The organism is Hymenobacter negativus (assembly GCF_017571495.1).
GTDB lineage: Bacteria > Bacteroidota > Bacteroidia > Cytophagales > Hymenobacteraceae > Hymenobacter > Hymenobacter negativus.
In genome coordinates, this window is record NZ_JAGETZ010000001.1 from 1 (window position 1) to 14,638 (window position 14,638).

Here is a 14,638-nt window from a genome sequence, read left to right on the forward strand (position 1 = left end):
TCCCTACTCTCAGATTCTGGACTTACTTACGGATGCCCAGCTCCTTAATGATGGCGCGGTAGCGGTTGATTTCGCGGTGCTGCAGGTAATCCAGCATGCTACGACGCTTACCTACCAGCTTCAGCAGGCCCAAGCGAGTGCTGTGGTCCTTCTTATTCACCTTGAGGTGCTCCGTCAGGTGGGTGATGCGGTGAGTGAAGAGAGCAATTTGCGACTCGGCCGAACCAGTGTCGGTTTTTACTTTCTGCAGGCTGTTCTTTTCGAAGATGGCCTGTTTTGCTTCGGTGTTCAGAATCATCGGCTGATAGGTGTTACCCCGTCTTTGGATTAAAGATGAAAAAAAGAAAAATAAATACCCCACACATTGGGGTGCCGCAAAGGTACGGAATTTAAAAACAGGATAAAAGCCCGACACGGCTTTTTTACAGCATCAGCAACTGCTTATGCTACCTCCTCCACTGGGGCGGTGATTTTGCGTAGTGCGGGAATGCCCAAACGTTGCGGCAAGCGCCGCCAGAAATCCATTTCCAGCAAACCGGAGTCATTATAGGCCTGGTAGAGGAAAAACAAGCCGGCCGGCAACAGCACCAAGTTCGACATCCACATACCTATGCCAACTGGCATCACGAACTCTCGCCCATATTTCTCGCCCATAATGCTAAGGACGTAGTACACAATGAAGAAGAGAATAGAAATGAGAATGGGAACCCCCAAGCCTCCCTTTTTGATGATGGACCCAAGCGGGGCACCAATCAGAAACATTAGCAGTACGGCAACGGACTGGGAGTACTTGCGATACACTTCAATGCGGAAGAGAGCCGAGTTCTTGGCCAGTTCGTTAAGGCGCTCGTTGGTTGTATCAGCGAAGGTTTGCAGGTTGCGGGCGCGGCTGATGGCCTGCTCCAGAATGGACATGGACGGAGCAGCCAGCTTAGCAGGCGGCACCTGCCAGCTCTCCACTTTCCGGTTAGCGGTTCGGTTGGTTGTATCAAACCGGACGAAAGTGTAGTACGCATTCATCGTACGCGGCAGCATATGCTCTTCCTTGTGAAGCATTTTCTGTACCGAATCGGTAGCGTAATGCAGTTGCGGGATGTTCAGCATCATCCGGTTTGTTGAAAACAACTCTTCTTTGGTACGAGTGATATCGAAAGAAGCTAAGGAGAATGTAACTGTGCTGTGGTCGAATCCCTGACGGATGAAGCTGGCACCGGCGCGGTTGGAAGCATCCGGCTGCTCAACGTAATTGTGGCCATGAAACAGCTCCAATCCTAGGTAGCCTCCATTGAAACGGGTAAACATGCGGCCCGAATCAGCCAGCATTACGGTAGCATTGCCCGACTTCTGGGTGTGGTCGTAAATCATTACCCCGTGCAACTGGTCACCATTCTCACCAGTTTTCTTATCCACCTTGATGGTGTAGCCGGGAATGCCATTGTAAAAAACACCTTCCCGAATATCAAGCGCCAGCTTCTGTTGGCGCACGTCCCAGAGCAAGCTGTAGGCTTTCAGGTTGGCTCTAGGTACAATCGTCTCATTAAACCAGAAAGCGCCAACGGCCAGCCCAACGGTTAGCAGCAGTACCGGCCGCAGGATGCGCGTCAGTGCGATGCCGGAAGCCTTAATGGCGGTCAATTCATGATGCTCGCCCAAATTTCCGTAGGTCATCAGCGAAGACAGCAACACCGCCAGCGGCAATGACACAGGCACGATGAGCACGCTGAAGTAGAAAAGCAGCTGCAACAACACGCCGGTGCCCAAATCCTTGCCGATAATATCATCGAGGTATTTGAGCAGCGTGTGCGTTAGCAGAATAAACTGCACTACCGCGAAGGTGAGCAGAAACGGCCCGGCAAAGGCCTTTAGAATGAGTTTGTCGAGCTTTTTGAGCATATAGTGGGCTGGGCGCAGCTACAAGGCCACGCCGGCGAGAAACGAAATACCAGCAAAAAAAGTACCGCGGTTGCTGAAAACAGCAACCTAACGGGGCTACCCTCCTACTTGTTCCCGCAATTTGGCCACTAGCCCCTCCCACAACTCATGCTGCTCGGCGGCAACGTGGCCACCCGAATAATCAATAACCCGCAAGTATACCTCATCGGTTACCTGCGATGAATCAAGGGTGAACTCCAGAAAATTGGCGTCGGTAACCGGCTGGCGGTGGTCATCAAGAAAGACGAAGCGCACCGCCCGATTCAAACGTTGGCCCGAAATTTCGGCATAATGGTTTTCCTGGTCCCATATAAAATTGAGTCGCTGGCCTTCCACATAGCGCACATCATCGCAAAACCATTGCGAAAGTCCGGATGCAGTGGCCAGATAAGGAAAAAGAATTTTGGGCGATGCGTTGATAGGGAATTCTATTACGAAACGCGTTTTGGTTTGAGTATCAGGCAATGCCATAGAACGAGGTCGGAGAGCCCGGGCTACAGGTGGCGCTAAACCAGCCCGGCGCGGGAGAAATACAGTATTTTTTGGCCTACGGCTTGTTTCGAGGCCAATTGCAACGTTACCTTTGCACCCACAAAAAACCCGGCGGGGTAGCTCAGCTGGTTAGAGCACAGGATTCATAACCCTGAGGTCGGCGGTTCGAGCCCGCCTCCCGCTACGTCGAAAACCGTTTCAGTCTAGTACTGAAGCGGTTTTTTTGCTTTCAGCGGGCTGGTGCTGATTTGGGTGCGTACCAGCGCTAATTGCGTTACAATACGCGAAGGGCTGAAAACGCGAAGGGCTAAAACCAAGAAAACGCTGAACCCAAGGGCCAGCGTTTTCTTGGTTGATAGCTAAAGGGGCAATTACTTTGCCTTCTCCACGATGCCTTTAAAGGCAGCCGGATGGTTCAGGGCTAGGTCGGCCAGAACTTTGCGGTTGAGTTCAATGCCGGCCTTTTTCAGGCCACCCATCAGCTGCGAGTACGACAGACCATGCTCACGGGCACCGGCGTTGATACGCTGAATCCAAAGAGCACGGAATTCGCGCTTCTTTACTTTACGGTCGCGGTAAGCATACAAGAGGCCTTTTTCAACGGCATTCTTGGCTACGGTCCATACATTTTTGCGACGGCCATAATAGCCTTTCGCCAAACGCATGATTTTCTTACGGCGGTGGCGCGAGGCCACGTGGTTGACACTTCTTGGCATAACCTAGAGAGTTTTTGGCAGCCGGCGACGGGTGAAAGTCTTAAGGCCGGAAGCCTGGTGAAAATGTTAGTTGTTGGTTGGTATCAGTTACTGGTTTCGAATGCATTGCCAGCACGAGCTAACAACTGACAACGAGCAACTGATAACGAATCAGATATTGAGCATCTGACGCACACGATTCATATCAGCGCTGCTTACCAAGCCCGTGTGGGTCAGGCCACGCTTTTGCTTGGTCGTTTTCTTGGTCAGAATGTGCGATTTGAAGGCGTGCTTCCGCTTCACCTTGCCCGTTCCGGTGAGCGCAAAGCGCTTCTTAGCACCGGATTTCGTCTTTACTTTCGGCATTGTAATGGTTATTGGAGGGTTGGTTGTTGATTGTTGATTACTCGCCAACCAAGGGCTGGGAAGTCATCTTCAACCGGGTAATGCTATTCGGCGGCGTCGGTGGTAGCCGGAGCCGTTTCGGAGGGCTGGGGAGCAGCATCGGCTGGCTTGGCTGGCTTTTTCTCAGCCTTGGGGTCAGCAGGTGCGGCAGCCTTGGTGGCAGGCTTCACTACAGCAGCGGCTTTGGGAGCCAGGTAGAGGAACATGCGCTTGCCTTCGAGCTTAGGTAGTTGCTCTACTTTGGCCAGGTCCTCAAGGGCTTGGGCAAACTTTAGCAACAGGATTTCGCCACGCTCTTTAAATACGATGCTACGGCCAACAAAGTGTACATAGCTCTTGATTTTCGCGCCTTCGCGCAAAAATTCCTGGGCGTGCTTCACTTTGAATGCGAAGTCGTGCTCATCGGTATTGGGACCGAAGCGAATTTCCTTGAGAACCACCTTGGTCTGCTTGGCCTTCAGTTCGCGGGTCTTCTTCTTCTGCTCGTACTTAAATTTCGAGTAGTCGATGACACGGCAAACAGGCGGCACGGCAGTGGGCGAAATCTCAACGAGGTCGAGATTCTGCTCCTGCGCCATCTTCCGGGCCTGGTCGGTCGGGTAGATGCCTTGCTCTACGTTGTCGCCGACAAGGCGCACTTCGCGAGCAGTGATTTTTTGGTTGATTTTGAACGGCTCTTCCACCTGCTGGCGGGGCACGTACCGACGATTCGGAGCTGCTATGGTTTGGTCCTCCTGCTAAAAAAGTGGCGGGGAATAAGATTCTAGGCGGTTTAGGCTTGGTAAGGCCTGGCAATCAGGGGGCAAATATCGGTATTTTATATTGGAAAGACAAGCTTGGTACGCATTGTATTTATTGCAAAAGCAAAAAAGAACGCCATGCTGCGCTGGTCGGAGCAACTCTACCACGCAAGTAAATTAATTTACTGTGGCGGTAAAGGTGCTTCGACCAGCGCAATATGACGTTCTTTTATAGGCAATTGCATCATTTACATCGCTTCTACCATCTGGCTCTGCACGCTTTTTACGAATGCATCCAGTGGCATGGAGCCAAGGTCGCCCTCGCCGTGTTTGCGCACGGAAATGATGTTGTCCTGGGCCTCCTTCTCCCCTACTACCAGCAGGTAAGAAATTTTGCTCATTTCGGCATCACGGATTTTGCGGCCGATGCGCTCGTCACGGCCGTCTACAGTACCGCGCAGGTCGTGTTGCTCCAACTGTGCCTTCACTTGATACGCGTAGTCGCTGTACTTATCAGAAATCGGTAGTACGATGAACTGCTCAGGCGTAAGCCACAGTGGGAAGTTGCCGCCGCAGTGCTCGATGAGTACAGCCACGAAACGCTCCAGCGAACCGAACGGCGCACGGTGAATCATCACGGGGCGCTGCTTGGAGTTATCGGCGGCGGTGTACTCAAGGTCGAAGCGCTCGGGCAGGTTGTAATCGACCTGGATGGTGCCCAACTGCCAGCGACGGCCAATGGCATCGCGCACCATGAAGTCGAGTTTGGGACCGTAGAAAGCGGCTTCGCCGTACTCGGTTACGGTGTTAAGGCCTTTCTCAAGGGCAGCTTCCTGGATGGCGCTTTCGGCCTTCTCCCAGTTCTCGTCGGAACCAATGTACTTGGTTTTGTTATCGGGGTCGCGCAACGAAATCTGGGCGGTGAAATCAGGGAAATCAAGGGCTTTGAGCACGTACAGCACGATGTCAATCACCTTCATGAACTCTTCTTTCACTTGGTCAGGGCGGCAGAAGATATGGGCATCGTCCTGCGTGAAACCGCGTACGCGGGTAAGGCCGTGCAACTCGCCCGACTGCTCATAGCGGTATACCGTGCCGAACTCGGCGAGGCGCACCGGCAGGTCGCGGTAGCTGCGGGGCTCGGTTTTATAGATTTCGCAGTGGTGCGGGCAGTTCATCGGCTTGAGGAAGAACTCCTCGCCGGGGTTGGGCGTTTTAATGGGCTGAAACGAGTCGGCACCGTACTTCTCGTAATGGCCGCTGGTCACATACAACTCCTTTGAACCAATATGCGGCGTTACGACGGGCGAATAGCCGGCTTTCACTTGGGCTTTGCGCAGAAACTGCTCAAGGCGCTCGCGCAGGGCAGTGCCTTTGGGCAGCCATAGCGGCAGGCCTGCGCCTACTTTCTCCGAGAAAGCAAAAAGCTTTAATTCTTTGCCAAGCTTGCGGTGGTCGCGGCGCTTAGCTTCTTCGAGGCGCTCAAGGTACTCGGTGAGGTCCTTGGCTTTGGGGAAGGTGATGCCGTATAGGCGCGTTAGCTGCTTGTTCTTCTCGTCGCCGCGCCAGTAGGCACCGGCCACGTTCATCAGCTTGGCAGCTTTAATGGTGCCGGTGTCGGGGATATGTGGGCCGCGGCAGAGGTCGGTGAAGCCACCTTGCGTATAGAAAGTGATATTGCCGTCCTCGAGGTTTTCGAGTAGCTCCAACTTGTAGGGGTCCTGCTTCTCGGTGAAGTAGGCGATGGCGTCGGCTTTGGATACTTCCTTGCGGATGTACTGGCTTTTATTTTTGGCCAGTTCCAGCATTTTCTTCTCGATTTCGGGAAAGTCTTCGCTGCTGATGCTGCGGCCTTCGCCGAGGTCGACGTCGTAGTAAAAACCGTTTTCGATGGCTGGGCCAATGGCCAGCTTCACACCCGGATACAGGGCTTCGAGGGCTTCGGCCATAAGGTGAGCCGAGGAATGCCAATAGGTGGATTTGCCAGCGGTGTCGTTCCAGGTGAGGATGCTGACCTGCGCGTTGTCAGGCAAGGGGCGGTGGAGGTCGCGGACTTCGCCGTTGACCGAAACGGCCAAGGCGTTGCGGGCGAGGCCTTCGGAGATGCTGGCGGCCAGGTCGTAGCCACTGGCGCCGTCGGAAAGCTGGCGAAGCGAGCCGTCGGGGAGCGTGATGTTGAGCATACTGATACTAAAAGGTTGCCAGAGCGGCAAAGCGGGGCGCAAGTTACGCGTTGCTTATTGAGGAATAAAGAATGAGAAATGAAGAATTGTCGTTCAAATTTCATCCTTAATACCACGCCGAAGCCTTAGCCGGCGCCGGGTGCGCGCAAAGGCAGCGGCGCGATGGGCTCTGGCCGGGACGGGGCGGCGGGGCGGCGGTAGTAATAGCGCGGGACCGTGCGCAGGCTGTCGGGCAGTGAAGCCTGCACCCGCTCATTGGTCTTCCAGACTTTGAAGGTCCAATGTACATTGCCGGGGTTTTCGTTCACCAGCAAGCGGTATTGGGTGAGGGCTTCGGGCAGGCGATTCTGGGTTTCGAAGGCTTCGGCGAGCAGGGCGCGGGCTTCGGGCAGGCGCGGGTTGCGGCGCAAGGCGCGGGTTAGATGCTGAACAACGGCAGCGGGCTGGCGCAGCTTAGCAGCAGCCAGACCCAAGCGGTAGTCGGCTCGATACACCGTGGTATCAAGTGCCAAAGCGCGGCGGTAATACCACAGGGCACTATCCGGGCGGCCTTGCAGCTCCAACTGGCGGCCGTAGTCGTAGCGCAACAGGCCGGAAGCGGTATCCAGCTTCATGCCTAGGGCGGCGTATTTAGCAGCATCAGCCGGGATACGCCAGGCATTGAGAAGGAAGGCCAACTGATGTAGAATCTCGGGCTCGCGTGGGTCACGGGCCAGGGCATCCTGCAGGTACTGCACGGCGGTACTGGTATCGGCAGTGGCGGCGTAGGCCAAGCCTTTATAGAACAGGGCCGCAGGCTGGTCGGGGTCGAGGCGCAGGGTGCGGTCGAGGTTGTCGAGGGCGGCGGGGTAGTTTCGGGCGGCGAGGTGCGTCTCTCCTACTAGCAACGGCAGCTCGGGCCCGGAGAAACCATGCTCAGCGGCTTGGCGAGCGGCAGCTAGGGCCGCTGGCAACTGGTCCAGCGACCGATACGCCCGGGCTTGCAGAAAATATAACTGGCCATTGGAATCGTCAATGGTCAGAGCCCGGTTGACATCGTCGAGAGCCGCTCTGGCTTGGCCGGCAGCCAAGCGCAAGGTGGCCCGCCGGGCCAGCAGCGTGGTATTGCGCGGCTCCCGTGTTATGGCCCCGTTCAGCTCATCGGCCTGAACCCGAGGCCCACTCTGCACAGTAGCAAGGTTCACAAGAGTATCGGGCTGCTCCGACGGAGTCGATTGGCAGGCTACCAGCCCCGCCGCCAGCAGCAGCCAAATGTTGAAATGCCGAAGTAAAACGGGAAAACGCATCGTCATGGGCTGCAAAGCTAGCAGCTACTGTTTGCGGCTAAGACTATCTGGGCGAACCTTACTGGCATCGCCGGGAGCCAGAATGGGCGGTTTCGCGGATTTTCCTTCGCGCTCGCGGCGCTTTTGGCGGCGCGCATCGGCCCGAACCAGCGGCGGCAGCATTTTACGGCACAGGCGGCTCACCACCAAGTCCTCGCTGGTAATGGTGGGCAGGCGCTCGGCTTCGCGCAGAATAGCAATAGCCTTGCGCCGGCGGCCCTGATAACGGTACATGCGGGCTAGGTCGTAGCAGAATTGCAGGTTGCGCGGGGCCAACTCGTGGGCTTTTTCCAAGTCGGTCATGGCTTCGCGGCTGTCACCACCGTCGGGCACACCACCCAGCACCAAGCGACTATAGAGGCGTTCCAGCACGTTGTAGTGCGCTACCCGGTACTGCCAGCGGCCGCGCAGCTGCCAGGTTTCGGGCAGGTCGGGGCGGCGCTCAGTGGCTAGGTAGACGTGCGAGCGCAGGTCATGAAAGGCCTTGAGGCGCGCCCCGGCGCGGTATAGCGTAGCTTGGTTGAACAGTGCCAGCGCTACGGCATAGTTGCTTTCACCGCCTTCGGGCCGCAATAGCAGGGCGCGGTCGGCGTAGCTTCTGGCGGCGTCAAAATAGGCGTTTTTGCGGGTTTCATCCGAATAGCGGGCACCTATTTTCACGCTCAACACGGCAGATTGCCACAGGGCCAGGTAGTGGTTGGGAACCAGCTTGAGCACTTCCTGATATACGCCCAAAGCTTCCGAATCCTTGAAGCTGTTGGTGAGGCTAGCAGCTTGAAAGAGCTTGATGCGCACGGCCGGAGGGTCGGGAGCCGGAGCATTGGCGGGTACGGCGGTGACTACGGGTGCGGGCTTGGTGGTGTGTGACCGAAGCTGTCCAGCGGCTGGCAAACCCAGCAAGTGCCCGGCCAGCATTGGAAAGAGCCACTTACCCCACCTCGTCCGAGCGGGATGGGCAAGGCACGACCACAACCGAGATAACACATGCATGGCGACAAAGAAACAGGAAAGCAGGCTCAAACACGGCCGCTTAGTGGCCGCTTCGCATGGTTCGAACGATTCAAAGGCACCTACAAATATTAAACCGGCCACTTCGTCAAGGCAAAATAGCCTTGACGAAGTGGCCGGTTTATCACTATTATCGCACTAAAACAAGCCCAACTGAGCCTTGGGCCGCTTCAGCAGTTCCTGGGCACGGGCTACTTCTTCGGCCGTCACATCAACTGGACCGGCAGGCTCTGGGCGGGCAGTAGGGGCCTCAGCGCCCGCCTCGCCGGGTTTGGGCACGGCAGGGCGGCGCTTGGCTACTTCGCGCCGTTGCGGCTCGGGGCCTTCGTCGGTGAGGAGCGTGAGGGTGTGGATTTTGAAGTAGTTGAGCTTATTGCCCATGGCCTTCCAGCCTTTCACATCGATAAACTCGTGTAGGGTAATCTGCTCTTTCTCCTTGTCGGCCTTCTTGTCTTTCTGGATGGTCACTTCCACGAGCGGCTCGGGGTTGGCCGTCACGGCCAACAGCTTAGAGCCTTTGGTTTCAGAGATAAAGGTGAAGCGCTTGTCGAGCGTACTGGTTTCGATTTTGAAGCGCTTGACGTAGTGGATTTTCGTCTCACCCTCCATATACACCACGCTCAGCACCGTTTCGGGTTCCAGCTTGCGCAGCAACACAATGTTGGCCAGGTCGAAATGCTTGCTGAGGTCGGGCGCGTTCAACTCGTACGAGCCGTCTTTGTATATCACCAAAATGGTTTCGTCGGTGTCGAAGGTGCCCAGGTAACGGCCGTGATTGGTATGGTTGAGGCGGGCTACCACGCTATCAAAGAACACCTCGCGCCCGCCCAGCGTGGAGTCGCCCACGGTTTTCTGGGTAATTTTCTTGATGGGATGCTTGGTTACGATGTTGCCCATCGAGCCCTTGCCCTTGATGGCCAGCTCGGCAAAGTCGAAGTCAAACTGCTTCACCCGCGCCGGGGCCTTGTCGGAAAGCTGGATGCTCACAATTTCCGACTCGGAGTTGGGGTTGGCGGTGAGATATAGGGTTTTGGTGCCCTTGGTGCCTTTGGTCAGGTCGTATACTTTGTCGCGGGTAATGCCCGATACTAGGAAACGCTTGGCGAAGCTGATGCCCGAGGCACCATCCAGGTACACCATGTTGTACACCAACCGGTCGTCGTTCTTGTTGTAAACGCCCACATGCAAAATGTCCTTGCCCACGAAGGTCTTTTCCGCAATTTTACTCACCGTGAACGTGCCATCGCGCCGGATAGCGATGATGTCGTCTAGGTCTGAGCAGTCGCAAATGGTCACGGCATGTTCGTCCTTTTTCAGACCATAGCCTACAAAGCCGTCGGCGTAGTTCACATAGAGCTTCTGGTTGGCCACGGCCACTTTCTGGGCCGTCACCACGTCGAAAGTCCGGAGTTGGGTTTTGCGCTCGCGGCCTGCTCCGTACTTCTTCAGCAGTCCTTTGAAGTAATTGATGGCGTAACGCGTGAGGTTGGCTAGGTGGTCGGCCACTTCGGCCAGTTCTTCCTCCAGGCGCTGCAAATACTCATCGGCCTTGAAGCCATCGTACTTTGAAATGCGCTTGATGCGAATTTCGGTCAGGCGGGTGAGGTCTTCCTCCGAGATTGGGCGGCGGAGCACGATGCGCTGGTCGTCGGCCTTGGCTTTGTCGGTGGCAAGGCGCACAAACTTTTTCAAGCCTTTCTCGATAGTCTCCAGGATTTCCTCCCAGGTTTCGCACTCCTCAATCTTGCGATAGATGCGGTTTTCGATGAAAATCTTCTCCAACGAAGCGTTGTGCCATTTTTCCCACAGCTCCTCCTGGCGGATTTCCAACTCGCGCTCCAGCAGGCGCACCGTGGCCTTGGTACTCTGGCGCAACACGTCCTCCACGCCCACAAAGCGCGGCTTCTCATCAATGATGACGCAGGTATTGGGCGAGATGCTGATTTCGCAATCGGTGAAGGCGTAAAGGGCATCCATCGTGAGGTCGGGCGAGACACCGGTGGGCAGCTGTACCTGAATTTCCACGTTGGCCGCCGTATTGTCGACCACCTTCTTAATCTTGATTTTGTTGGCTTCCGAAGCCTTCACGATGCTCTCCATCAGCGCCGTGGTGGTGGTGCCGTAGGGAATATCGCGGATAATGAGCAGGGTTTTATCGACCTTTTCGATGGTGGCGCGCAGGCGGATTTTGCTCCCGCGCAGGCCCGAGTTGTAGTTGCTCACATCGCATAAGCCGCCGGTCGAAAAGTCTGGAAACAGCTGCACGTCGTGGCCCCGCAGCACCTCAATACTGGCCTCGCACAGCTCGCGGAAGTTGTGGGGCATAATCTTGGTGCTCAAGCCCACGGCAATGCCCTCCACGCCCTGCGCCAGCAGCAGCGGAAACTTCACGGGCAGCGTAGTGGGCTCGCGCTTGCGGCCGTCGTAGCTGAGCTGCCACTCGGTGGTGTCGGGGTTGAACACGACGTCGAGCGCGAACTTGCTCAGGCGGGCTTCGATGTAGCGGGCAGCAGCGGCGCTGTCGCCGGTGCGCACATCGCCCCAGTTGCCCTGGTGGTCGATGAGCAGGTCTTTCTGGCCCAGGTTCACAATCGCATCGCCGATGCTGGCGTCGCCGTGCGGGTGATACTGCATGGTCTGGCCAATGATATTGGCCACCTTGTTGAGACGGCCGTCATCCATCTCCTTCATGGCGTGCAGGATGCGCCGCTGTACAGGTTTGAGGCCATCTTCGATGGCGGGCACGGCCCGCTCCAGAATCACGTAGCTGGCGTAATCCAGAAACCAGTTCTGGTACATGCCGCGCACGGTAGCCACGTCATGAATGGTTTCACCGGGCGAAAACCGGGGCTCTTCCTCCGTTTCGGGCTCAGCTTCAATGGCAACGGCTTCGATTACTGCCGGGGCGTGGCCAAACAAATCGGCACCGGGGGTTAGCTGCCCCTCGTCATCGGAAGCGGGCTCTTCCGCTGTAGCATCTGAGGTTTCGGTGAGCTCTTCGGCATCGGCCGCCGCAGCCGGTGAGAAAGCAGACAAATCAAAATCGACGGAATCACCCGGCTGTAAAAAATTTTGGTCGGGAGCGTCGGAAGCAGGAGTATCGGAAGTGGCCACGAGGGAAACGAATGAGGTCGGCGTACTGCCGTCAAAAATACCGGAATCAGCGCGGAGCGCAATAAATTACAATTTTAACTATGGGTATAAAGTTCCCAAATTTCTTAGCAAAATACACAAAACCAATAATTATCGATTGTGCACAAATATTCGCTCCGCCCTCAAATTACGCTATTTTTCAGCTCAAAAACAAGCTAACCAGAATAGCCATGCCTACACTCGCTTCACCACAATATTTTGGTGCGATTGGTCGACTGGTCCCGGAAAGAAAAAAGCCCGAGCCAAAGGCTCGGGCTTTTCCGTGGAATTTGTCGACTAGTCTACCCCTAGGCGACGGTTCAAACGTACGCACAAAAAAATTATTTCCAAACTTTCACTACTTATTTGGGCAATTTTCACAGTATAAAAGTTGGCGAAGCATTGCTCTTTACCAGTGCAACTATTTGCCTCATTTCAAACAGTAGCGTCCCTCATATTGCACCAGCATCCAAGTATTGGCGGTGGTATTGGGGTCACAATGTTGCCCGCTGAGTTGTGCACCACCCTGACATGTCTAGGGTTTGATATGGTGTTCGGCAAGGATGGTGCAATCAAAGGCGAGTACTCAGTCCTCAGCTAGCATTAGCAAATTACTCGTGCCCAATAAAACCCACGAAAAAGCCCCTGTCCGGTAGCTATGCAGGACAGGGGCTTGGTAGCCGTCAGCAGTGACTGGCAACAGCTTATGCTAAATCGGCCTCAGCTACTTCGGCTACGGGCAGTACATCGGAGGTGATGAGGTCTTTTTCCAGACGCAGGTTGTCGATGATGAATTCCTGGCGGGCGGGCGTGTTTTTGCCCATATAGTAGGTGAGCACCTGCTGGATACTACGGTCGGATTGCAGGATGACGGGTTCCAGTTTGATGTTCTCCCCAATGAACTTGCCGAATTCCTCCGGCGAAATCTCGCCCAGGCCTTTGAAGCGGGTGATTTCGGGGTTCTTGCCCAGCTTGCGCATGGCGGCCTGCTTCTCCTGCTCGGTGTAGCAGTAGATGGTGTCCTTCTTATTGCGGACGCGGAAGAGCGGCGTTTCAAGGATGAACACGTGGCCGTTGCGCACCAAATCGGGGAAGAACTGCAGGAAGAACGTAAGGATGAGCAGGCGAATGTGCATGCCGTCGACGTCGGCATCGGTGGCCACCACCACGCGGTTATAGCGCAGGCCTTCGATACCTTCTTCGATGTTGAGGGCGTGCTGCAGGAGGTTTAGCTCCTCGTTCTCGTACACGATTTTCTTCTTCAGGCCGTAGCAGTTCAGCGGCTTGCCGCGTAGGCTGAACACGGCCTCCAGCTCCACGTTGCGGCTCTTGGTGATGCTACCCGAGGCTGAGTCGCCCTCGGTAATGAAGAGTGTGGTTAGGGCTTCTTTCTCGGCGCCATCCTTCACGTTTTCGCCCAAGTGGAAACGGCAGTCGCGCAGCTTGCGGTTGTGCAGGTTGGCTTTTTTGGCGCGCTGGTTGGCGAGCTTTTTCACGCCGGCCATGTCCTTGCGCTCCCGCTCGCTTTGCTCGATGCGCTTGCGCAAGGCCTCGGCCACCAACGCATTTTTATGCAGGTAGTTGTCGAGGTTATCCTTAACGAAATCGACGATGAAACCGCGCACGGTCGGACCGTCTTCGCCCATGTTTACACTACCGAGCTTGGTTTTGGTCTGACTTTCGAACACGGGCTCCTGCACGCGCACCGAAATGGCGGCAATGATGCTGGCCCGGATATCGGCCGCGTCGTAGTCCTTCTTGTAAAACTCGCGCACGGCCTTCACCACAGCTTCGCGGAAGGCCGCTAAGTGCGTGCCACCCTGCGTGGTATACTGGCCGTTCACAAAGGAATAGTACTCCTCGCCGTAGTCATTACCGTGGGTCATAGCCATCTCAATATCCGGAGCCTTCAAGTGGATAATGGGGTAGCGCATGCTTTCCTCATCGGCTTTGCGGGCGAGCAGGTCGCGCAGGCCGTTTTCGGAGTAATACTTCTGGCCATTGAAGTTGATGGTGAGGCCCGCGTTGAGGTAGACGTAGTTCCAGATTTGATTTTCGAGGTACTCCGGGATAAAGCGGTAGTTCTTAAAAATCGTCTCATCAGGCTGGAAAACGACCAGTGTGCCGTTGCGCTGGCTGGTTTTCTGAGGCTTGGGGTCTTGCACCAGCTTGCCCTGGGCAAACTCAGCAGCTTTCATCGTGCCTTCGCGCACGCTTTGTACCAGGAAATAGCCGCTGAGGGCATTCACGGCCTTGGTACCCACGCCGTTGAGCCCCACGGACTTTTGGAAAACCTTGGAATCGTACTTGCCACCGGTGTTGATTTTGCTCACCACATCAACCACCTTGCCCAGCGGGATACCGCGGCCGTAGTCGCGCACCTGCACCTTGGAATCCGAAATCTTGATATCGATGGTGCGGCCGTGGCCCATCACGTGCTCATCAATGCAGTTGTCGACCACCTCCTTCACCAACACGTAAATGCCATCGTCATAAGCCGAGCCGTCGCCGAGCTTGCCGATGTACATGCCGGGCCGCAAGCGGATGTGCTCGCGCCAGTCGAGCGAACGGATGCTGTCTTCGTTGTAGCCGTGGTCCGGAGTTTTGGTGGGAGTTTCCGGTTCGGCAGCAAGTAGGTCGTCTTTCATCAAAAGAATAAATAAGGAGGGCTTTTTAGAATAAAATAGCGCTCCGTCGGTTAAAGTTGGGCGGAGGCGGTTCAGGCA

Annotated in this window: 10 protein-coding genes, 1 tRNA gene and 1 pseudogene; 1 reads left to right on the forward strand and 11 read right to left on the reverse strand. The window is 55.7% G+C overall.

From position 1 onward, the window contains the following. Positions 1-22: 22 nt before the first annotated feature. The 3 genes from rpsO to J4E00_RS00015 form a co-directional block, all read right to left on the reverse strand. The gene (gene rpsO, locus J4E00_RS00005) at positions 23-298 is read right to left on the reverse strand and encodes a 30S ribosomal protein S15 (RefSeq protein WP_208172960.1); all 276 of its coding nucleotides are present in this window, start codon (positions 296-298) and stop codon (positions 23-25) included. Between the two features lie 143 nt (positions 299-441). Then, positions 442-1,893, reverse strand: a complete 1,452-nt coding sequence (locus J4E00_RS00010) for an LptF/LptG family permease (protein ID WP_208172961.1) — start codon at positions 1,891-1,893, stop codon at positions 442-444. 96 nt (positions 1,894-1,989) lie between these two features. Continuing rightward, complete coding sequence (locus J4E00_RS00015; protein ID WP_213017894.1) at positions 1,990-2,403, reverse strand: START-like domain-containing protein; 414 nt, start codon at positions 2,401-2,403, stop codon at positions 1,990-1,992. 131 nt (positions 2,404-2,534) lie between these two features. On the opposite strand from J4E00_RS00015, the gene J4E00_RS00020 reads away from it, so the two are divergent. Continuing rightward, a tRNA-Met gene (locus J4E00_RS00020) sits at positions 2,535-2,608 on the forward strand. Between the two features lie 187 nt (positions 2,609-2,795). Here J4E00_RS00020 and rplT read toward each other — a convergent pair. From rplT to J4E00_RS00060, 8 genes and pseudogenes are all read right to left on the reverse strand, one after another. Beyond that, on the reverse strand, positions 2,796-3,140 hold the full coding sequence (gene rplT, locus J4E00_RS00025; RefSeq protein WP_070728591.1) for a 50S ribosomal protein L20: 345 nt from the start codon (positions 3,138-3,140) through the stop codon (positions 2,796-2,798). A gap of 150 nt (positions 3,141-3,290) precedes the next feature. Beyond that, positions 3,291-3,485, reverse strand: a complete 195-nt coding sequence (gene rpmI, locus J4E00_RS00030; RefSeq protein WP_046242504.1) for a 50S ribosomal protein L35 — start codon at positions 3,483-3,485, stop codon at positions 3,291-3,293. Between the two features lie 203 nt (positions 3,486-3,688). Then, a pseudogene (gene infC, locus J4E00_RS00035) lies at positions 3,689-4,246 on the reverse strand (translation initiation factor IF-3); the annotation flags it as partial. Between the two features lie 266 nt (positions 4,247-4,512). Beyond that, positions 4,513-6,447 (reverse strand): threonine--tRNA ligase, encoded by a 1,935-nt coding sequence (gene thrS, locus J4E00_RS00040; RefSeq protein ID WP_208172962.1) that lies wholly within the window; start codon positions 6,445-6,447, stop codon positions 4,513-4,515. Between the two features lie 125 nt (positions 6,448-6,572). Continuing rightward, positions 6,573-7,733, reverse strand: coding sequence for a tetratricopeptide repeat protein (locus J4E00_RS00045; protein WP_208172963.1), 1,161 nt, complete (start codon positions 7,731-7,733; stop codon positions 6,573-6,575). Positions 7,734-7,757: 24 nt separating this feature from the next. Beyond that, positions 7,758-8,687, reverse strand: coding sequence for a hypothetical protein (locus J4E00_RS00050; RefSeq protein WP_208172964.1), 930 nt, complete (start codon positions 8,685-8,687; stop codon positions 7,758-7,760). Positions 8,688-8,918: 231 nt separating this feature from the next. Then, positions 8,919-11,660 carry a DNA gyrase/topoisomerase IV subunit A gene (locus J4E00_RS00055; RefSeq protein WP_410779739.1) on the reverse strand — a complete coding sequence of 914 codons (2,742 nt, stop codon included), beginning with the start codon at positions 11,658-11,660 and terminating at the stop codon, positions 8,919-8,921. A gap of 956 nt (positions 11,661-12,616) precedes the next feature. Beyond that, positions 12,617-14,560, reverse strand: a complete 1,944-nt coding sequence (locus J4E00_RS00060; RefSeq protein WP_208172966.1) for a DNA topoisomerase IV subunit B — start codon at positions 14,558-14,560, stop codon at positions 12,617-12,619. Positions 14,561-14,638 lie beyond the last annotated feature (78 nt).

Excerpts from the sequence above, each read along its gene's own strand:
- rpsO (WP_208172960.1), bottom strand. The coding sequence starts at position 298 with ATGATTCTGAACACCGAAGCAAAACAGGCCATCTTCGAAAAGAACAGC.
- J4E00_RS00010 (WP_208172961.1), bottom strand. The coding sequence starts at position 1,893 with ATGCTCAAAAAGCTCGACAAACTCATTCTAAAGGCCTTTGCCGGGCCG.
- J4E00_RS00015 (WP_213017894.1), bottom strand. The coding sequence starts at position 2,403 with ATGGCATTGCCTGATACTCAAACCAAAACGCGTTTCGTAATAGAATTC.
- rplT (WP_070728591.1), bottom strand. The coding sequence starts at position 3,140 with ATGCCAAGAAGTGTCAACCACGTGGCCTCGCGCCACCGCCGTAAGAAA.
- rpmI (WP_046242504.1), bottom strand. The coding sequence starts at position 3,485 with ATGCCGAAAGTAAAGACGAAATCCGGTGCTAAGAAGCGCTTTGCGCTC.
- thrS (WP_208172962.1), bottom strand. The coding sequence starts at position 6,447 with ATGCTCAACATCACGCTCCCCGACGGCTCGCTTCGCCAGCTTTCCGAC.
- J4E00_RS00045 (WP_208172963.1), bottom strand. The coding sequence starts at position 7,733 with ATGCGTTTTCCCGTTTTACTTCGGCATTTCAACATTTGGCTGCTGCTG.
- J4E00_RS00050 (WP_208172964.1), bottom strand. The coding sequence starts at position 8,687 with ATGCTGGCCGGGCACTTGCTGGGTTTGCCAGCCGCTGGACAGCTTCGG.
- J4E00_RS00060 (WP_208172966.1), bottom strand. The coding sequence starts at position 14,560 with ATGAAAGACGACCTACTTGCTGCCGAACCGGAAACTCCCACCAAAACT.